At 39.2% G+C, this 17,760-nt stretch carries 10 protein-coding genes; 5 read left to right on the forward strand and 5 right to left on the reverse strand.

Annotated features, from left to right (window positions below; translation table 11 throughout):
* Nucleotides 1-98 precede the first annotated feature (98 nt).
* Together W7W_RS23095 and W7W_RS0104670 are read right to left on the reverse strand one after the other, a co-directional pair.
* Entirely contained in the window at nucleotides 99-275 is a 177-nt protein-coding gene (locus W7W_RS23095) for a helix-turn-helix domain-containing protein (protein ID WP_262492826.1), read from the reverse strand.
* A gap of 365 nt (nucleotides 276-640) precedes the next feature.
* Nucleotides 641-4,720: a hybrid sensor histidine kinase/response regulator transcription factor gene (locus tag W7W_RS0104670; RefSeq protein WP_010662676.1), complete on the reverse strand. Its 4,080-nt coding sequence runs from the start codon at nucleotides 4,718-4,720 to the stop codon at nucleotides 641-643.
* A 178-nt stretch (nucleotides 4,721-4,898) separates the two neighbouring features.
* Between W7W_RS0104670 and W7W_RS0104675 the strand changes: the two genes are divergently transcribed.
* From W7W_RS0104675 to W7W_RS0104695, 5 genes are all read left to right on the forward strand, one after another.
* Nucleotides 4,899-7,343 carry a glycoside hydrolase family 2 protein gene (locus W7W_RS0104675; RefSeq protein ID WP_010662677.1) on the forward strand — a complete coding sequence of 815 codons (2,445 nt, stop codon included), beginning with the start codon at nucleotides 4,899-4,901 and terminating at the stop codon, nucleotides 7,341-7,343.
* Nucleotides 7,344-7,349: 6 nt separating this feature from the next.
* Entirely contained in the window at nucleotides 7,350-8,546 is a 1,197-nt protein-coding gene (locus tag W7W_RS0104680; protein WP_010662678.1) for a glycoside hydrolase family 88 protein, read from the forward strand.
* 26 nt (nucleotides 8,547-8,572) lie between these two features.
* Nucleotides 8,573-11,599 carry a SusC/RagA family TonB-linked outer membrane protein gene (locus W7W_RS0104685; protein WP_010662679.1) on the forward strand — a complete coding sequence of 1,009 codons (3,027 nt, stop codon included), beginning with the start codon at nucleotides 8,573-8,575 and terminating at the stop codon, nucleotides 11,597-11,599.
* A 20-nt stretch (nucleotides 11,600-11,619) separates the two neighbouring features.
* Complete coding sequence (locus W7W_RS0104690) at nucleotides 11,620-13,257, forward strand: RagB/SusD family nutrient uptake outer membrane protein (RefSeq protein ID WP_010662680.1); 1,638 nt, start codon at nucleotides 11,620-11,622, stop codon at nucleotides 13,255-13,257.
* Between the two features lie 446 nt (nucleotides 13,258-13,703).
* Nucleotides 13,704-14,894 (forward strand): alginate lyase family protein, encoded by a 1,191-nt coding sequence (locus W7W_RS0104695; protein ID WP_010662681.1) that lies wholly within the window; start codon nucleotides 13,704-13,706, stop codon nucleotides 14,892-14,894.
* A 395-nt stretch (nucleotides 14,895-15,289) separates the two neighbouring features.
* Here the strand turns inward: W7W_RS0104695 and W7W_RS24035 are convergent, their stop codons facing one another.
* From W7W_RS24035 to W7W_RS0104715, 3 genes are all read right to left on the reverse strand, one after another.
* Nucleotides 15,290-15,526: a GIY-YIG nuclease family protein gene (locus W7W_RS24035; protein WP_010662682.1), complete on the reverse strand. Its 237-nt coding sequence runs from the start codon at nucleotides 15,524-15,526 to the stop codon at nucleotides 15,290-15,292.
* A gap of 418 nt (nucleotides 15,527-15,944) precedes the next feature.
* Nucleotides 15,945-17,198 (reverse strand): type II toxin-antitoxin system HipA family toxin, encoded by a 1,254-nt coding sequence (locus W7W_RS0104710; protein ID WP_010662683.1) that lies wholly within the window; start codon nucleotides 17,196-17,198, stop codon nucleotides 15,945-15,947.
* Between the two features lie 5 nt (nucleotides 17,199-17,203).
* The gene (locus W7W_RS0104715; RefSeq protein WP_010662684.1) at nucleotides 17,204-17,494 is read right to left on the reverse strand and encodes a helix-turn-helix domain-containing protein; all 291 of its coding nucleotides are present in this window, start codon (nucleotides 17,492-17,494) and stop codon (nucleotides 17,204-17,206) included.
* Between the last annotated feature and the right edge of the window lie 266 nt (nucleotides 17,495-17,760).

Raw genomic sequence — 17,760 nt, forward strand, 5'->3', positions numbered from 1 at the left:
TCATTTTGAACAATCAAAAATCAGTTACATCCTATAGGTCATTTTATACATGATGTATTGTTGTTCCAGATCCTCATAAGGAAGTTTTAACTGCCGGATTATTGAAAAGATATAATTACGCTGAGCAATTTGATAAACGATGCCATGGTGATGCCTGTACCACTGCCTTTTTCAAAACCGCTGATGGTAAATGCACTTAACCCGGATTTATGAGAAAGTTCTTTTTGTGTTAGCCTCATACGTTTTCGGTAGTCCCGAAAACGCTGGGCTAACACACGAATTTATTCTGCTCTCGATTTTGCGGATATACTGTCTAGCATTAAATTATAGTTATATCTGCAATCTTCTGGAATTTATGGGTAAAATAAAGATTTAGCTGTATTGTTTAGGACAATCCTGACATTTCTTGAGGTTTCTTCTCCTTTTTTATGATATTTCTTCTTTTTATAAGATTTCTCTCGTCTTTTCTTTACTTTTCCAATAGCTAATCTTAAATTCTCGAGCAAAAAATGGTTTTTGATGGATAATGTAATCTGTTAAAAGGGCAGGATTTTTAAAATTTCAAGTTGTTATTCATTTTTCCTGGATAAGGGATTAACTTTCTCCTTTTTAAGGTTTGGGGATTTTGGTTCAGGAAATATTAAAAATTTCTTTCCTGGTCTATATTTGTTTGCCCCTTAGTTATTTGCGACGTCATAAATTGTTTTGGCGTTTCGTCATACACGGATTTGAAGCATTTTATAAAGTAGGATGATGAATTAAAACCAAGTTTGAATACAATTTCTTCGACATTGTATTCTCCCGATTTTAACAAATCAGCCGCTTTCTTTAATTTAATCATCCTGATATACTCATTGGGACCGCGATTGATTAGCTGTTTCATTTTTCGGTGAAGGTTCCCCCTGCTCATTCCAATTTCCTTTGATAATGACTCCACACCAAATTCACTATTTGTCAGATTCTCTTCAATGATATCTGTGATTTTTTTAAGGAAAAAATTTTCCGGGGTTTTTTCCCGGAATATCATCTCCTTATTGTTATTGAGGAACCGATATTCAAAAGAGTTTTTTAGATCCTCTCTTTGCTTTAACAAATTTCCAATTCGGGATATTAGGAGGCTGTTTTTAAAAGGTTTAGTGATGTAGTCATCTGCGCCTTTTGACAAACCATTTAAATGACTGTTTTCAGAAGATAAGGCGGTTAGCAATATTACAGGAATATGACTGGTTTCTTCTTCTGATTTAATGTTGCTGCATAGTTCAAATCCATTGGTTTCAGGCATCATGACATCAGACAATACCAGGTCATAATTGTATTCATGAAGGAGAGATAGCGCCTGCTTTCCGTCAGAGCAAGTCTTTATCTGGTAGTGTGGAGCCAGAATTGAACCCAGGAATTGTAGCATTTCTTCATTGTCGTCCACTATTAGAATCTTATATTCTGTTCCATCCTTTTTTTGGGGAACGATAAGTTTTATAGAGCCGAAAAAGAAATCTGATGAATTAACTTCGGAATTTGATGACTGAGAATAGGTTGGTGCGTTCTTTATGCTTTGTTTTAAAGGTAAACGTACTGAAATACAAGTTCCGGATCCCGGCTTGCTTGAAATGAGTATTTCACCCTGATGAAGAAGGATGAATTCTTTGCATATAGAAAGGCCTAAGCCTGATCCCCATTCCTGTCCCGTTCCTTTTTCAAAACGCTCAAAAATGTCAGAGATGTGTTTACTGCTAATACCGGTTCCTGTGTCAATAATGCTGATCTGGAGGAAATCCTTAGATAGAAGCTCTCCCAGTTTAAGGGGGTTTCCGTATTTTGCTCCAGGGAAATAAGCACCCTCATCAATAATAACACTTATTTTTCCACTTTTTGGGGTGTATTTAAAAGAATTCGACAATAGGTTGACAAATACTTTATCTAATTTTTCTTCATCAGCCTCAATCAAAAAATCTTTTTCTAACTTCATTTGATAAAGAACATTCTTTTCCTTGGCTTCTTCCACAAAATAATTGAAACAATTTTGGATAAACTGGCCAAAATAAAATTGAGTTAACATTAATGATTTTGCTCCGTTTTCCAACTTTCTGAAATCAAGCAATTGATTTATTAGTGCTAATAGACGGTCGGTATTTCGTTGAATAACCTTCAGTTTATCTGCTGTTCTGGAGGTTAGGTTTTCATAATCTTCAAAAACAGAAGAGAGAGAGCCGGCAATAAGTGTCAGAGGCGTGCGAATTTCATGGGAAATGTTTGTGAAAAACCTCAACTTGGACTCATGAAGATGTTCTTCATGTTCATGTTTAATCCTTTCAATTAAAATAGCTTTTTTTAAATTAATCCTCTCTTTTCTGGCTTTGTATATTAGCCAGGAAATGGCAATGAAAATAGCCAAATAAATGGCAAATGCAGGAGCTGATTTCCACCATGGGGGAGGTATTTTTATTGAGATTGTGGCTGTATGATTACTCCATATTCCATCATTATTGGCTGCTTTTACCTCAAATATATATTCTCCAGGTGGAATGTTCGTAAATACCGCATTGTTGTTGGCCTCGTTGCTTATCCATTCCTCATACATCCCTGCCAATCTGTATTTATAGTGGTTCTTTTGGGGAAGGAGGTAATTATCACAAGAGAATTCCAGGTTAAAAGAGTTTTCGTTGGGGCTGAATTCCAACGGTTCATAAGAAGATATTGCCGGATTGTATAAGGGGAATATTTCGCGTTTGTTGTTTACTATTACTTTGGTAATCATGCTTTTGGGCGGTCTTGGATTGATTTTTACATTGCGGGGATCAACAACCGTAAAACCATTGGTTCCTCCAAAAAAAAGATTTCCCTGGCTGTTCTGAAAAATGGCCTGAGGATTAAATTGATTGCCCTGGATGCCATCTACTTCATTGAACATCCTGATGCTGTTGTTTCTTTTGTCATATAAGTAAATACCTGAGTTTGTTGTTACCCAGAGGTTCTTGTCCTGGGCCTGAATGAAACCATATACATCTTTTCCGGAAAACAGAGAAATGCTATCTAATAAAACTACAGAGTCTTTTGTCGTGCGGAAAGCGCGAATTCCAATAGCTTTTGTTCCGACATATATTTCCCCATTATTTATTTCATTAATAAAATAAACAGTTCCCAGTTGTGAACTGAAATCTACAATTCCTTTATATTCTGAATTTAGTTTAACTCGAGATATTCCAAAATTACTTCCGATCCAAAGGTTATCATTGGAGTCATAATATAACGAGCGGACATGTTGCAGGTGGTCTAAGTTCTTTGACTCAGTCATGTCTGCTAATGCAGAGATGGTTTCAGTGGAATAATTGTAGAAAAAAACACCATTGCCAAATGTTCCAATCCAAACCCCTTTTGCGCAGGGTTCTACTGCGTATACATGTTCAACCGTCTCCGGAAACCCCGGGAAGTTACTTGTACGAATTTGTGTGAATTTGTTTTCCCCAATTTTTTTATACCATAGTTTCTCCCTGAAAGTTCCCACCCATATAGTATTATTTTTGTCACGAGCCAGCGTTTTTATATTAACCGGTTTCAATTCCTCGTTTATTTCAATGGATTCAAAAGTTTCCTTTACGGGATCAAATTTATTTAATCCGCCTACTTCTGTTCCTACCAGCAATGAACCATCATTCAATTCAATAAATGAACTGATTGTATTGTCTGAAATTGATTGTTTGGTTTTACTATAATGATAGTTTTTGAAATCATTCCCATGTTCATTAAGGTAAAACAGACCACCTGACCACGCACCAAACCATAATTTACCCGAACGATCTTTAAAAATTGAATAAATAGATTTGTTTAAAACCGTATGGTGGTATTTTGAATTAATTCGTATGAGATCACCGTCTTCTTCCATGAACAGACCTGAATAGGCCCCAATCCACAAGTTCTGGTTGTTATCCCGGATAATAGTTCTGACACTTGTGTTTTTCAAATCCCATTTCTTTTCTTTTTTATATTCGAACTTTTTGATTAGCTCTCCAGTATTTGAGAATACGGATGCACCATGACTTTGGTACCCCACATATATCTTATCATTTTCTATAAAAATGGTATGAGGATAAGATCCAGGCCCCTCAATTATCTTAACCAATGTCTTCTTTTGTGGATTGAATTTATAGACCGATCCCTCAAATGTTCCAACCCAGCCCAGTCCGGTTTTGTCAAAATAAATTAAGTGGGGGCGCGATTTCAGATGGTTGGCGCTCACATATTTTATTTTTCTGGTTAAAGTGTCCAGACAGCCCAAGCCCATATCGTCAATAATCCAGAATCTTTGATCTTTATCAAATGCAAAACTTTGAACCGAATGGTTTTGTATTTCCCGGTCTTCATTTGCGTAGTTAAAGTGAATGAAACTTTGATCTCTTTTGTTGAACAGGTCTATCCCCGAATTTGTGGCAACCCATAATTTATTGTTTTGATCAATCAACAATTGATTGACTATATCATTTCTCAGGCTTTTCGGGTTATTGGGATCATGATTAAAGCGTTGGAAACCTATGGGGTTGTATTTGTAAATCCCCTGGTTGCTCCCCATCCAGATATTTCCTTCAGCATCCTGAGTCAAACTATGGATGTGCTGGAAATTGAGTCCTCCCGGAGGGGAAACTCTGGTGAAATTAAAATCCTGCTTTTGAGCTCCGGTGTTTATGAATAGAAATAAATAAAAATACAGCCAAAGAAGTCTTTTCATTTTTAAGTGGTTTTGTACAAAAATATACAATGCTGATTACTTCGGATAGCAATCATGTATTAAAAGTGTGACAAATGTTGCATTGGATGAACAAATTTTACAAAAATGGCTACATGGGTGTTAAATATCCTGTGAGGTTTATTTTAATATTGCTTTAGACTTTTAAACAATTAAGGATATGAGATTTTCTGTAGTGCTATTTCTGTTTTCTATATGTGTGTTTGGTATCAAGGCGCAAAGAGTGGAAACATTAGATCAATGGGAGTTTTTAAAAAGTGATTTAGGAGGAATATGGGAAGGCGTCAGACATGCGCCCAAAGGTTCTCAGGAAGCAGTTCCTGTTTGGGAAGAAGTAGATGTGCCTCATTGTTACAATGCAAATGATGCGGTCAATCCCTATAAAAACTATTATCAGGGGCCGTCCTGGTATCGCACGTTCGTTGACTTTTCTCCAATTGATGCGAAAACAATCCTTCTCTACTTTGAAGGCGTTGGTCAGAAAGCAGATGTTTTTGTTTTTAACCAAAAAGTAGGGAGTCATGTCGGTGGCTACGACGAATGGTCAATAGATATTACACAGGCAGTAAGGAAAAATATCGGGAATGACTATCTCAATGAGCATTATGACGGGAAAATTCCTATTCTTATCCGTGCCGATAATTCCAGAGATGTGGAAATGATTCCTTCAGATTTGTCTGATTTCAATTTGTATGGAGGAATTTATCGCCCGGTTTATCTCAAATACCTACCTGCCACCTATATTGACCGCATTCAATTGACTCCCCAACTCAACGAAAATCTTGATAAAGGTTCACTTGATGTAAATATTCAGATAAATGGCACTGATGACACGGATTATCAACTTTCTGTTAATCTTTTATCCCCTGCAGGAAAAGTTATCGGCCATAAAGAGATAAGAGGTGCCCATCCAAATCCAAAAGTGCAATTTGAGGTATCTCAACCTCTTTTATGGGCTCCATCTTCACCTTCTCTTTATTCTGTCGAGGTCTCTGTTATTTCTGGAAACAAGACACATTCGGTAAAAGCGGTAAATGGTTTCAGGAAATTTGAATTTATGGAAAACGGGCCTTTTAAACTGAATAACGAACGTTTATTGATTAGAGGAACTCACAGGCACGAAGATCATGCCGGAACAGGGGCTGCAATGTCAAGGTCGGTTCTAAAAAGAGAAATGAAACTGATGAAAGAGATGGGAGTCAACTTCATCCGTCTTGCACATTATCAACAATCTTCTGATGTACTGGAGCTCTGTGATAGTCTTGGTTTTCTCGTGTGGGAAGAAATTCCCTGGTGTCGTGGTGGTCTTGGCGGGGAGATTTATAAAGACCAAGCCAGGCGAATGTTGAAAAACATGATAACTCAGCATTACAATCATCCTTCAGTAATCATTTGGGGACTGGGAAATGAAAATGATTGGCCCGGTGACTTCGTGCATTTCAGGGAGGACTCCATAAGGAGTTTTATGAAAGAGTTAAATGGTTTGGCGCACGGTCTCGATAACACCCGAAAAACAGGGATTCGTCGTTGTGACTTCTGCAAAGACATTGTTGATGTTTACTCTCCTTCCATATGGGCCGGATGGTACAGGGGGAAATTTACCGAATATCTTGATGTGTCAAAAGAATGGAATGATAAGGTAGATCATTTTTTACATATGGAGTGGGGTGCAAGTCATCACTCTTTGCGACATTCGGAAAATCCTGAAAAAGATCTGGAAAATATTGTTGCGGGAAAAGGTGTTGATGAGAGAGACGGCGATGCCACATTGTATGGGGGCCCTGCAAGGGTTTCAAAAGATGGTGACTGGACTACGACTTATGCTTGCAACTTAATAGACTGGCATCTTAAAGAGCAGGAAAAGATGGGATGGCTTAGCGGAACGGCTTATTGGCCCTTCAAAGATTTCTCTACGCCGGTTCGGCCGGAAAATCCAATCCCCTATGTTAACCAGAAGGGCGTTGTTGAACGCGATCTTACTCTGAAAGAATCATACTACGTTTTTCAATCCTATTGGACTGACTCACTAATGGCTCATATTTATGGTAGTACCTGGCCTGTCAGATGGGGTGATGAGGGCGAGAAAAAACTTGTAAAGGTTTACTCTAATTGTGAAGGGGCAGAATTGTTTTTGAATGGAGAAAGTATGGGGGTGAAGAAGCGTGTTACGGAAAATTATCCAGCGGCAGGACTTCACTGGAATGTGGTTTTTGAGACTGGTGAAAACCAATTAAGTGTTATTGCAACTAAAGGAGACAAAAGCGTGAAAGATGAACTTACACTATATTATGAAACGCGGCAATGGGGAACTCCACAAAAAATTGATTTTTCCCAAGACCAAGTTGAGTCGGGAGTTACCGAAATTGAGGTGGTTGTGAGAGATGAAAATGGAGTGATTTGCCTGGATGCCAAGAATTGGGTTGAGTTCGATTATGTTGGCACTGGGAAAATGCTGGCTGATATGGGAACCTCAAATGGATCCAGAAAAATCCAGCTGGCAAATGGAAGGGCATTTATCAGGGTTCAGCAGAAAGAGGGTATAGGCGTTTTGAAGGTTGCCATTGAGAACTTAGAACCGAAATTAATTTCTATTAATAATAAATAAGTAAACATGAGAAATAAGTCATTTGTAATTTTGTTATTGGCCTTCCTTTTTATAGGTGCCTGTACTCAAAATAAAGATGTCAGTCCGCAGGCAAAACTAGTCAGTCACTTAAAGAAACAACTTTCATTTGCATTAAATCAAATAGAACCATTATTGCAAAATGAAAACGACCTGGTGGCCCCCAGAACAATAGAGGAAGGGGCATTAAGAATGGTTCCCTCCAGCGACTGGACGAGTGGTTTTTTTGCCGGGGAATTGTGGCAGATGTATCAGATTACGAAGGATACTTTCTGGCGAAAGGAAGCAATGAAATACACTACACTTCTTGAACAAGAGAAATTTAATGCAAAAACACATGACATGGGATTTAAGATGTTTTGCAGTTATGGGCAGGGTTATGCAATCACTAAAAATCCCCACTACAGGGACGTATTATTGCAATCGGCCGAAACCTTGATAAGTAGGTTTAACCCCAAGGTTGGATGCATTCGGTCATGGGATCATAATTCTGATAAATGGGATTTTCCCGTTATCATTGATAATATGATGAATCTGGAGTTGCTTTTCTGGGCTGCAAAAGAGACCTGTGATTCGACATATAAAGAGATTGCTGTTAGTCACGCTTTAAAAACTCTGCAAAATCATTTCAGAGAAGACTACAGCACTTTCCATGTGGTTGATTATGATCCTGAAACAGGCGAAGTTGAGGGACGGACTACGCATCAGGGATATTCATCCGGTTCTACATGGGCAAGAGGGCAAGCCTGGGCCTTGTATGGTTTTACCATGGTGTATAGAGAAACCAATAACCCTGTTTTTCTGGAGCAAGCCGAAAATATTGCAGATTTCATTTTAGCGCATCCCCGCTTACCCGAAGATTTGGTGCCCTTTTGGGACTTTGATGCTCCTGCAATTCCAGACGAGCCAAGAGATGCATCGGCTGCAACCATTATGGCTTCAGCACTTTATGAACTTGCTGAGTATTCGCCTAATCGGGAAGAGTATTTATCAGCTGCCAATAAGATATTTGAATCTTTAAAATCGGATAAATATCTGGCAAAACAGGGAACAAATAAGGGTTTTTTGCTTTTGCACTCAACCGGATCAAAGCCTCATGATTCTGAGGTGGATGTGCCTCTTGTATATGCTGATTATTATTTTTTGGAATCCTTTATCAGAAGAAATAATTACTGCAACCATTAATTACTAATTTATAAAAATTTAAATCTATGAAAAATCTACAAAGATTATTTTTCTTGAATTTACTTTTCTTGGTCTTTTTTGCCTCAGGAATGAGTGCGCAAGAATCTGTTTCAGGAAAAGTAACTGACAACTATGAAGAACCTCTGCCGGGTGTTACTGTCGTGATAAAAGGGACAAGCCGGGGAACCATCACAAATAGCGATGGATTTTATTCTCTTGAACTTACTCCGGATGCAGAAGCATTGGTCTTTTCATTTATTGGTATGAAAAAACAGGAAGTTACATTAAATGGTCAAACAACCATTGATGTTGTATTGGAATCTGATGTTATAGGATTAGACGAGGTGGTGGCTGTAGGGTATGGTACTTCAAGAAAAGTTGATCTTACCGGATCGGTTTCAACGGTATCGACTGAAGGCTTTGACAGACTTCCGGCAACCAATCCATTACAAGCTATCCAGGGAAAAGCTTCCGGCGTTCAAATAACCTCCGGATCAGGAATGCCGGGTGAACCCGGAGAGGTGCTGATCAGGGGTGTTCAATCAATTAATGGTACAAGTTCACCGGTGTATGTTGTCGATGGGATGATTACCAACAGCATCAATAATATAAATCCCAATAACATTGAGTCGGTTTCAGTCCTTAAAGATGCTTCGGCTGCAGCCATTTATGGAGCTCGGGCTGCCAATGGAGTTGTGATTGTAACAACAAAAAGAGGAACGGCATCGAAAAAACCTGAGATAACTTTTAATACGTATTATGGTATTCAAACTGAAAGTAACCTTCAGGTAGAAATGCTTAATGCAGATCAGTTTCTGCAGCTTTGGACGGAGTCATACACCAATGATGACATAGATATTCCCTGGAGTGACGAAGAGTTAACTGCTTACTCCGGGGTAGACACCGACTGGAAAGATCTGATGATGCAGACAGGTACCATTCAGAATTATGATGTTTCAGTGGCCGGAGGGTCAGAAAAATCAAAGTTTTTTCTGTCGGCAAGTCATCTGGATCAAAAGGGGATGATTATTGAAACCGGATATACCAAAAGCACCTTTGCATTAAATACTGATCATCAGATCAATGATTGGCTGAAAGTGGGTAACTCACTCAATTTGTACAGATACAAACAGGAAGGAGAGGGTGGAAGTCAAAGCCCCTACAATTATGCTCTTCTGAAAACTCCGATTACACGCGCCTATGAGGAAAATGGAGATTATGGTGAAATACGCAATACAGACCTGGAACATATGCATCAAAATCCTATCTGGATGGCCAAAGAATCAGAGCATTCCAGAATAGGAAAAGGTTTGCAGGGTAATATTTATATGACTCTTAATTTATTTGATGGATTGACTTTTACAACCCGGGGAAGTCTGGATTATGGTAATGTATATCGCACCAGCTTTACGCCGGGGGTATCGCCAAATTATGGATGGGAAGGTTCTTCGATCAATTCAATCGAAAAGGAATACCGTGAAACGGTAAATTGGATTGGGGATTTTCTATTGAATTATGAAACGACCATTGATGAAAACCATTCAATTAATGCCCTTCTCGGGTATTCAGTTGAGGAATCGGTTTTTGAGAATTTATTTGGTTCACGCACCGGCACTCCCAATAACGATATCCGGTTTTTAGCAGCCGGAGATCCTCAGAGTCAGTTGAATGATAATACTTATAGCGACTGGTCTTTTGCATCCCTTTTTGGACGAGTAAATTATAATTTTAAAAATAAATATCTGTTAGGGGCTACCTTACGCCGGGATGGAACTTCACGTCTGACGGAAGATAACCGTTATGGTGTTTTTCCATCTGCATCGGCAGCATGGAGACTAAGTGAAGAGGCATTTATGAGTGATAATGATGTGATTGATGATTTGAAACTGAGGGCAAGTATAGGAACCCTCGGAAATATTTTGAGCGTAGGTAATTATGCCACCAGTGCTTCACTAAATGCACGAAAGGCTGTCTTGAATCAGGGCGGTGCATTAGGCTATACATTAACAGATGCGATTAATGAAGATTTACGATGGGAGGAGGCTCAGAAGAAGAATTTCGGAATTGATGTAACAGCTTTTAGAAATAAGGTGTATTCCAATTTTGATTATTTCATTGAAGATACTTATGATCTTTTGTTTAGAGACCCGGTGGCAAATTCCACAGGATTATCGGGAAGCCCGCTGATTAATGCAGGCCAGATACGAAACACTGGTTTTGAATTCCTTCTGGGCTACCGTCAACAACGTGGCGATTGGACTTATGATGCCAGTTTTAATATTTCCCATGTGAAAAATGAAGTTATTGATCTTGAAGGACGTGATCTGAGAACCTCAGGACTCGTAGAGGGAGAACCGGTAAATTCGTTTTTCGGATATAAATCAGACGGTATTATTTATAGTGAAAATGAACTTGGAGTATATGAGGAAGGTGCCTTTACCGGTAAAAGAGTCGGCGATATTGCTCTTCTTGATATAGATGGATATGATGAAGATGGTAACCTTACAGGTATCGCCGATGGAAAAGTGGATGCTGCAGATCGTACGATTATTGGCAATCGTTATCCTGACTTTACTTATGGTGCATTTGCTACTGTTGGATTCAAAAATTGGAGTTTTCAGGTTCAATTGCAGGGAGTCCAGGGCGTTGATAAGTATTTTGGAAATACCGGTGCTTACTCTTTAATTCAACTTATGTCCTCCTGGGCAAGAAATGAAGATGCGAGAATACTAAACCGCTATCACGCAACCAATAATCCTAACGGGACATGGCCAATGCTTTCAAAGAATCAATCTGGTAAAAATCTTGAAGACTCTGATTTTTGGCTGGCAGATGCCTCATATTTACGTATTAATAATGTGAATTTGAATTATGACTTCCCCGAAACTGTCCTTAATAGAGTTGGGATGAGTAAACTGGCATTATATGTTAGTGTTCAAAATGCTTACACTTTCACAAGTTATGACGGACCAGAAGTAGATACTACAGCTGATCCTCTTACTGGAGTTCCTCAGCCCCGTACATGGACATTTGGACTTAAAGCCACTTTTTAACATCTTAAATACGACAGATTATGAAATATATAACAATAAAGATAACATTCGCCTTTATCGCAGGGTTGCTTGTTTTTACAACAGGTTGTAATGAAGATGAGTTTCTGACCCGATACTCAAAAGCAGAACCTAATCCGGAAAATTTCTTTGTGGACGATGCCACAGCACGTATGGCGGTTAATGCCTGTTACCATCCTTGGTTATATGGGGGAGCTAGCATGTTGAACAGGGATATGACCATTTTACTGGATGCTATGACCGACGATAGCTATTGGAGGCCAAATCGTGGGTCTTCGATCGCTCTTGAACGATGGGATATCAGTCCCACGCATGACAATGTCTCAAGTTGGTGGAATAATATTTATCAAAGTATCAATGCAGCCAACTTTGCTATTGAGAACATTCCAAATTCATCAGATGCTAATTTCACTTCGGAAGCCCAGGCTCCTTTCATTGCAGAAGCCAAATTTTTAAGAGGATACAATTATTTGTTTCTGACCTCTCTTTATGGTGGTGTTCCTTTGTTTACAAGTACAGCGTCCGATTTTGAAAAGTTTAATACCGGTAGATCTTCTAAAGATGAGATTTTGGAACAGGTTATTGCCGATTTTCAGGATGCCAAAGAGGATCTTCCGGACGGAATTTCTCAGCAAGGTACCCCTACCAGGGCTGCCGCCGCAGCTTTTCTCGCTAAAACGTATCTTGTTCTCGAAGATTGGCCAAATGCAGAAGCAGCAGCTCGTGAGGCCATACAAATAGCCGAAGCTGATGGGTACAGAATGTTAGATGATTACATGTCTATTTGGTCTGAAGAAGGTAATGCAGAACTTCTTTTTTATTGGAGTTTCGTAAATAACAGCGAAGATTACGGCCAGAACATGACTGTGCAGCGTTTGTGCCGAGATTTGCCTTCCGGACTTCGCATCCCTATTGGAGGTGATGGATGGGGATACTCACTCCCGCAACGTGATCTTTACGATGCCTTCGAGGTGAATGATCCACGTCGTGAATATACACTTTATTCTCCCGGGCAGAATTATGAAATATATCCGGGGGCCGAGCCATTTGATTATACCCATGAAATTATTCCCAGCCAGGGAGATACCGTTAGATGGGATGTGACTTATGAAGCTGGTGATATGGTGGAATATGATTATCGCTGGTCTCCTACGGGATTGAATGTGAGGAAAATGACAAAGTCTGTAAAAGACATTGCCAACGTTAGATGGGATGGTCTTGATATCCCCGTTATGCGGATGGCAGAGGTTTACCTTATTCTTGCAGAGGCACTTGCAGAGCAAGATGATGCAGAGGCGCTGACTTGGTTAAACAAGGTTAGGAGTCGTCCTTCTGTCAACATGCCTGATAAGACAACCGCAGATGGTGATCTGGTTGATCTGGTAAGACATGAACGTCGTGTAGAGCTTGCAATGGAAGGGTTGAGACTTTTTGATCTGTTGCGTTGGGGAACGTTAGAAGAAGTGTTTGGAGATGGCACGAAAGTGAAAAGAAACTTTTATTCCGATTATTTGCCTGAAAGTTCCAGCTTGAAATATGATGCTCCGGTTGGCAATCTTGCACTTGATCCTATTTTCCCAATTCCTCAGGATGAGATCGACCAAAACTCTGAAATTAATACCAACAATCCAGGTTGGTAAACTTCCTGATAAGTAAAGGAAGGCTGGCGATTCTGAAAACAGAAGCCGGCCTTCTTTCTCTTGTTTTAATATGATTCAAAAATCTACTCAAGGACAAATAGTGTGATCACAAAATGATATTTCACATCACTTTCTCCTTCCTTCATCGTTAAAGCTTTGCCTTGAAGGAAGAAAAATTGAAAGCAAAATATTTGAAACACTATTTAGTGTTTGTCTATAAAGTCCAACTTCTGCGTTGTTGCTCAAAATCTAAATCCTCATCCCGATTGTGCTTTTTGTTGGTTTTTTGTTTAAAAAACCTTACAAAAGCTACTTCGGGACTGCGGTTTAGATTTTTCACACGGCTTGAATTTGAACGTTCTATCTCAAATACGTGAAAAACGCTTAGTTTATGGACAGACTCTATTTAGCGAATACACTAATAGCGAAAGCAAAAATCTTAGAATATGATTAAAAGAAGTGACGTTGCAGGGTTTGTTTTTCTTTTAGGATTTTTCCTGTTTATTGGCAGTTGCCATCAAACCGGCAGGAACAGCATTAAGAATACGGTGGTCAAAGATGTAAGAGACTCTGAAATTGAAAGAGCAAATTCTTATTTAGACTCTGTGCCTGTAACGGTTACAGATTTCTATTGTCAGCGCAGCGCAGGCAACCGGCATGACTTTTACTCGGAAGGAGATTACTGGTGGCCAGACCCGGAGAATCCTGATGGACCCTATATCAGAAAGGATGGCCGGACCAATCCGGATAATTTTTCCAAGCACAGACTTGCAATGATTCGTTTGAATGAAATTGTTGCCACGCTAACTTCCGCATGGTTGCTTACAAATGACCCAATCTATGCAGATAAAGCACTTAGGCACTTAAATGCGTGGTTTGTAGATTCCACAACTTTAATGAATCCTCATATGCTATATGCTCAAGCCATTTTTGGGAAGGTTACCGGCCGGGGAATTGGTTTGATTGATGCTTATCATTTGGTTGAAGTAGCGCAGTCGGTGAAAGTACTTGCAAATAAAGGGGGAATTTTACCGGAAGAGACAGTTCCCATTAAGCTCTGGTTTAATAAGTTTTTGACTTGGATGACAACTCATGAGTATGGTATTGCAGAAATGAACTGGAAAAATAATCATGGCACCTGTTGGGCAGTAACAGCTTCCAGTATGGCAGTCTTGACAGGCAATCAGGAGGTTATTGAATTGTGTACAGACCGATTTAAAAATGTACTGCTACCTGACCAAATGGCCTTAAATGGTAGCTTCCCTTTAGAATTAGAACGTACCAAACCTTATGGATATTCACTTTTTAATATCGATGCTTTTTGCAGTCTGGCTGAAATCCTGAGTACCCCTGAGAATAATCTCTGGTCTTATGAAACAGAAGATGGGAAATCGTTAAAAAAGGGAATGGATTTTATTTATCCCTATATAAAAGACAAATCAAAATGGCCTTTCCCCAAGGATATTTATATTTGGGATGAATGGCCTGTCCGACATCCGTCTTTGCTTTTTTCTGCATTGGCATTTAACAAGAAAGAATATATTGATACCTACCTGAACTTACCGGTTTACCCCGATCATCCTGAGGTGATTAGAAATCTTCCGGTCAGGCACCCGGTTATTTGGCTGCTTGATTAAGGGGATTCTATTCTTTCATTGATATTATCAAGTAATTTGCAGTTGAGATTGAGTTCGGTTACTTTTTCAATGCTGTACTACTCTATACTCCCACTCCACAAGGATTACTGCCAGCCGGTTGAGTTAGTTCCGGAGTTTTTGCTTGCCCGGAAGGCATTGATCCATCAAAGCGCAGAAACCATGGTTTTGATGGTTTTCAATGAGGTAAACGAGTTTATGAACTAGGAAGTATTCAATGCAGAGGGTTGGTTTTTTGTTGGAATTGTATGGTCCATTTGGTTTCCTTTTTTTGCCCCCAATAAAGTTTAATCCATTGTAGGTTTGTATTAATGGGAGGATTAAATATGGGAAACAAATTGCAAAGTGTTTTGAGGTAATATTGCAAGAGGAAAGAATTAAACCAATCTCTTATTTCTAAAAGCAATTCCGGAGCCTGATTTTAAATACTTTTCAAAATTAAAAGCCTTGTATTTATCCGGAAACGCTAAATATGAGATAAGCATTACAGGAAGTCTGTTGCTTGTATAGTGGACATGACCTGCATTATGTTTTTTTAATCTTTCCTCAATGTTTTGCGTGCATCCTGTGTAATAAGAATGATCGGCACACTTTAGAATGTAAACGTAGTGCATTGGTTTATGGGTTTGGGTTTCTCCTACGCTACAGCTTCGGAGAACACGGTTCTGCTATGCTACAGCTTCGGAATTGAGATTCTCCGTGGACTGCGTCCACCGTAGCTCTCCGAAGTTTTAGTGAGAGAGCAAAGCTCTCCTACGCTAAAGCTTCGGAGAGCGAAGGTGGAGCTGCAGGGAACATGTTTTGTGTTTAGGATTCCTTTTAAACAGGGGATTTTAGGTTTAATTTTCATGTTTAGGTGAAACAAAGGTGAAACGCATTTTTGTGGAGTTGATGGAACAGAACCCTTGTTCTAATTTATGGTTTTTTAACAATTTTGGCAATGTGAATGTTTCCTTTTGTGCGTTTTTTTTCTCTTGTGAATTTCATTTTTTCGATTGATAAACTGAAATATTTGAGTAGTTCAGATAAAAGTTAAATTTCAATAAACTCCTTCCTGATATCATCAATGAGCCCAGCGTTAAGCTTTTCTTCCCTGGCATATGTGTCAAACCCGGAAATAGCATTGCCCACCTTGTCAATAAGACTTTTGTAGTTCTGTATGTCATTGTTTTGGCCAATAATTTCTAAGTCTGCCCGGGTGATATTTTCGTATTTCCCGTTAACCGACAGAGAATGCCTGTTGACATAGGCAGGTGCTGCTAAATCTACACTAAAGGTTAAGTCATAAGCAGGGGAGAGCTTCCATGAGCCATCCTTATGCATGCAAAAGGCAAAGTTTTTTGAGTGATCGTCCACATTTCTGGAAAGCACGTTAAATACCATTCTGATGTATTGTTGTTCCAGATCCTCATAAGGGAGTTTGAGTTTGCGGATTACTGAAAAGATGTCTTCATAACTGTTGCTGTCAGGGTCCATGGCAGCCAATGTTTGAATGTGTATTCTCTCATTGTGAACCCGGTCGAAACGACGGGTAAGGAAATGGGTGATATTTCCAAATGTTTTTAATTGAGAAGGCATCATCTTAATACCGGCATCTAAAGCCATTCTATAATAGATGTATTCCAGTTTCCCGAAAGGATAGGCAGAGTTGTCATCATATTTTAAAATGAAATGCTGATAATCTTCCGGGATTTTTCCCTGGCCTGAGATTATTTTGCCTGTCTTTTCATTTAAAGCTACAATAGCCTTTGGGCGCTTACCACCCGGAGAGGAACTGATTTTAATTAAGTCTTGCCATAAAACAGAGTTTTCCTGGTTTAAGATGGTAGTCTCTCTTTCATTTAAAACCTGCCGGGCAAATTCATAAAGCTTTTGTACATCAACAGAAAAGGCTTTTTGATCACCTAGTTTATGGGCAGGTTCATAAGTTAAAGCGCCCATAGCCCGATTGCCGATAAATGACAAATGGTCAACAGGTGTTACTTTTTTTTGTGATAACTGATTGTCCCTTAACCAGGCATTAAATAATGAATTTCCCCATTTGTCAGGGAGAGAGTCAGCAATCATAGGCGGCAACCCCTGATATAGTTTGTCACTATTGCCGGGCCAGGGGATCTGACGTTGGCTGCGGGGCGAGTAGATGGACATCGTTAATGGGGCAATATCCAGATTTTGGTTTAAAAACTCAGGGTCATATTCAAAATTAGCAACATGGGCACTCTGGTCCCATGATAAATAACCTGCATCCAGATTCCATAACTTTACTTTTACGACGTTCGATTCCATAGCGGTTACTTTTGTTTTTGCTTTTTGTATAGAGCACGTGGACTCTCAGGTAATGGGGGTAATATTTTTTCTATTTCATCCAGGCAATCAATTGCGCGGAGCAATTTGGTAAACGATGCCATTGTGATACCGGTACCACTGCCTTTTTCAAAACTGCTGATGGTGAATACACTTAACCCGGATTTATGAGAAACTTCTTTTTGTGTTAATCCCATACGTTTTCGGTAGTCCCTATATCGTCTGCCTACCTCGCTGATTAATTCAGCCCCCGATTTTTCGTATATATTGTCCTGCATTTAAATATAGTTATATCTGCAATTTTAGTAAATATATGGGGTAAAATAAAGATTTAGCTTTATTTTTTCAAGGACAAACCTGACCTTTTTCAATCTTTCTTCTCCTTTTTCATGATATTTCTTCCTTTTATGATATTTCCCTTACCTTTTCTTTACCTTTTCGGCAGCTAATCGTGGGTTTTGATAGATAATGCAGCATGTGAAGAGGCCAAAAAACATCTGAAATTTCAGGTTGTAATTCTATTTTTCCGGGATATTGTATTAAT

Source organism: Marinilabilia salmonicolor JCM 21150, from assembly GCF_000259075.1.
Classification (GTDB): domain Bacteria; phylum Bacteroidota; class Bacteroidia; order Bacteroidales; family Marinilabiliaceae; genus Marinilabilia; species Marinilabilia salmonicolor.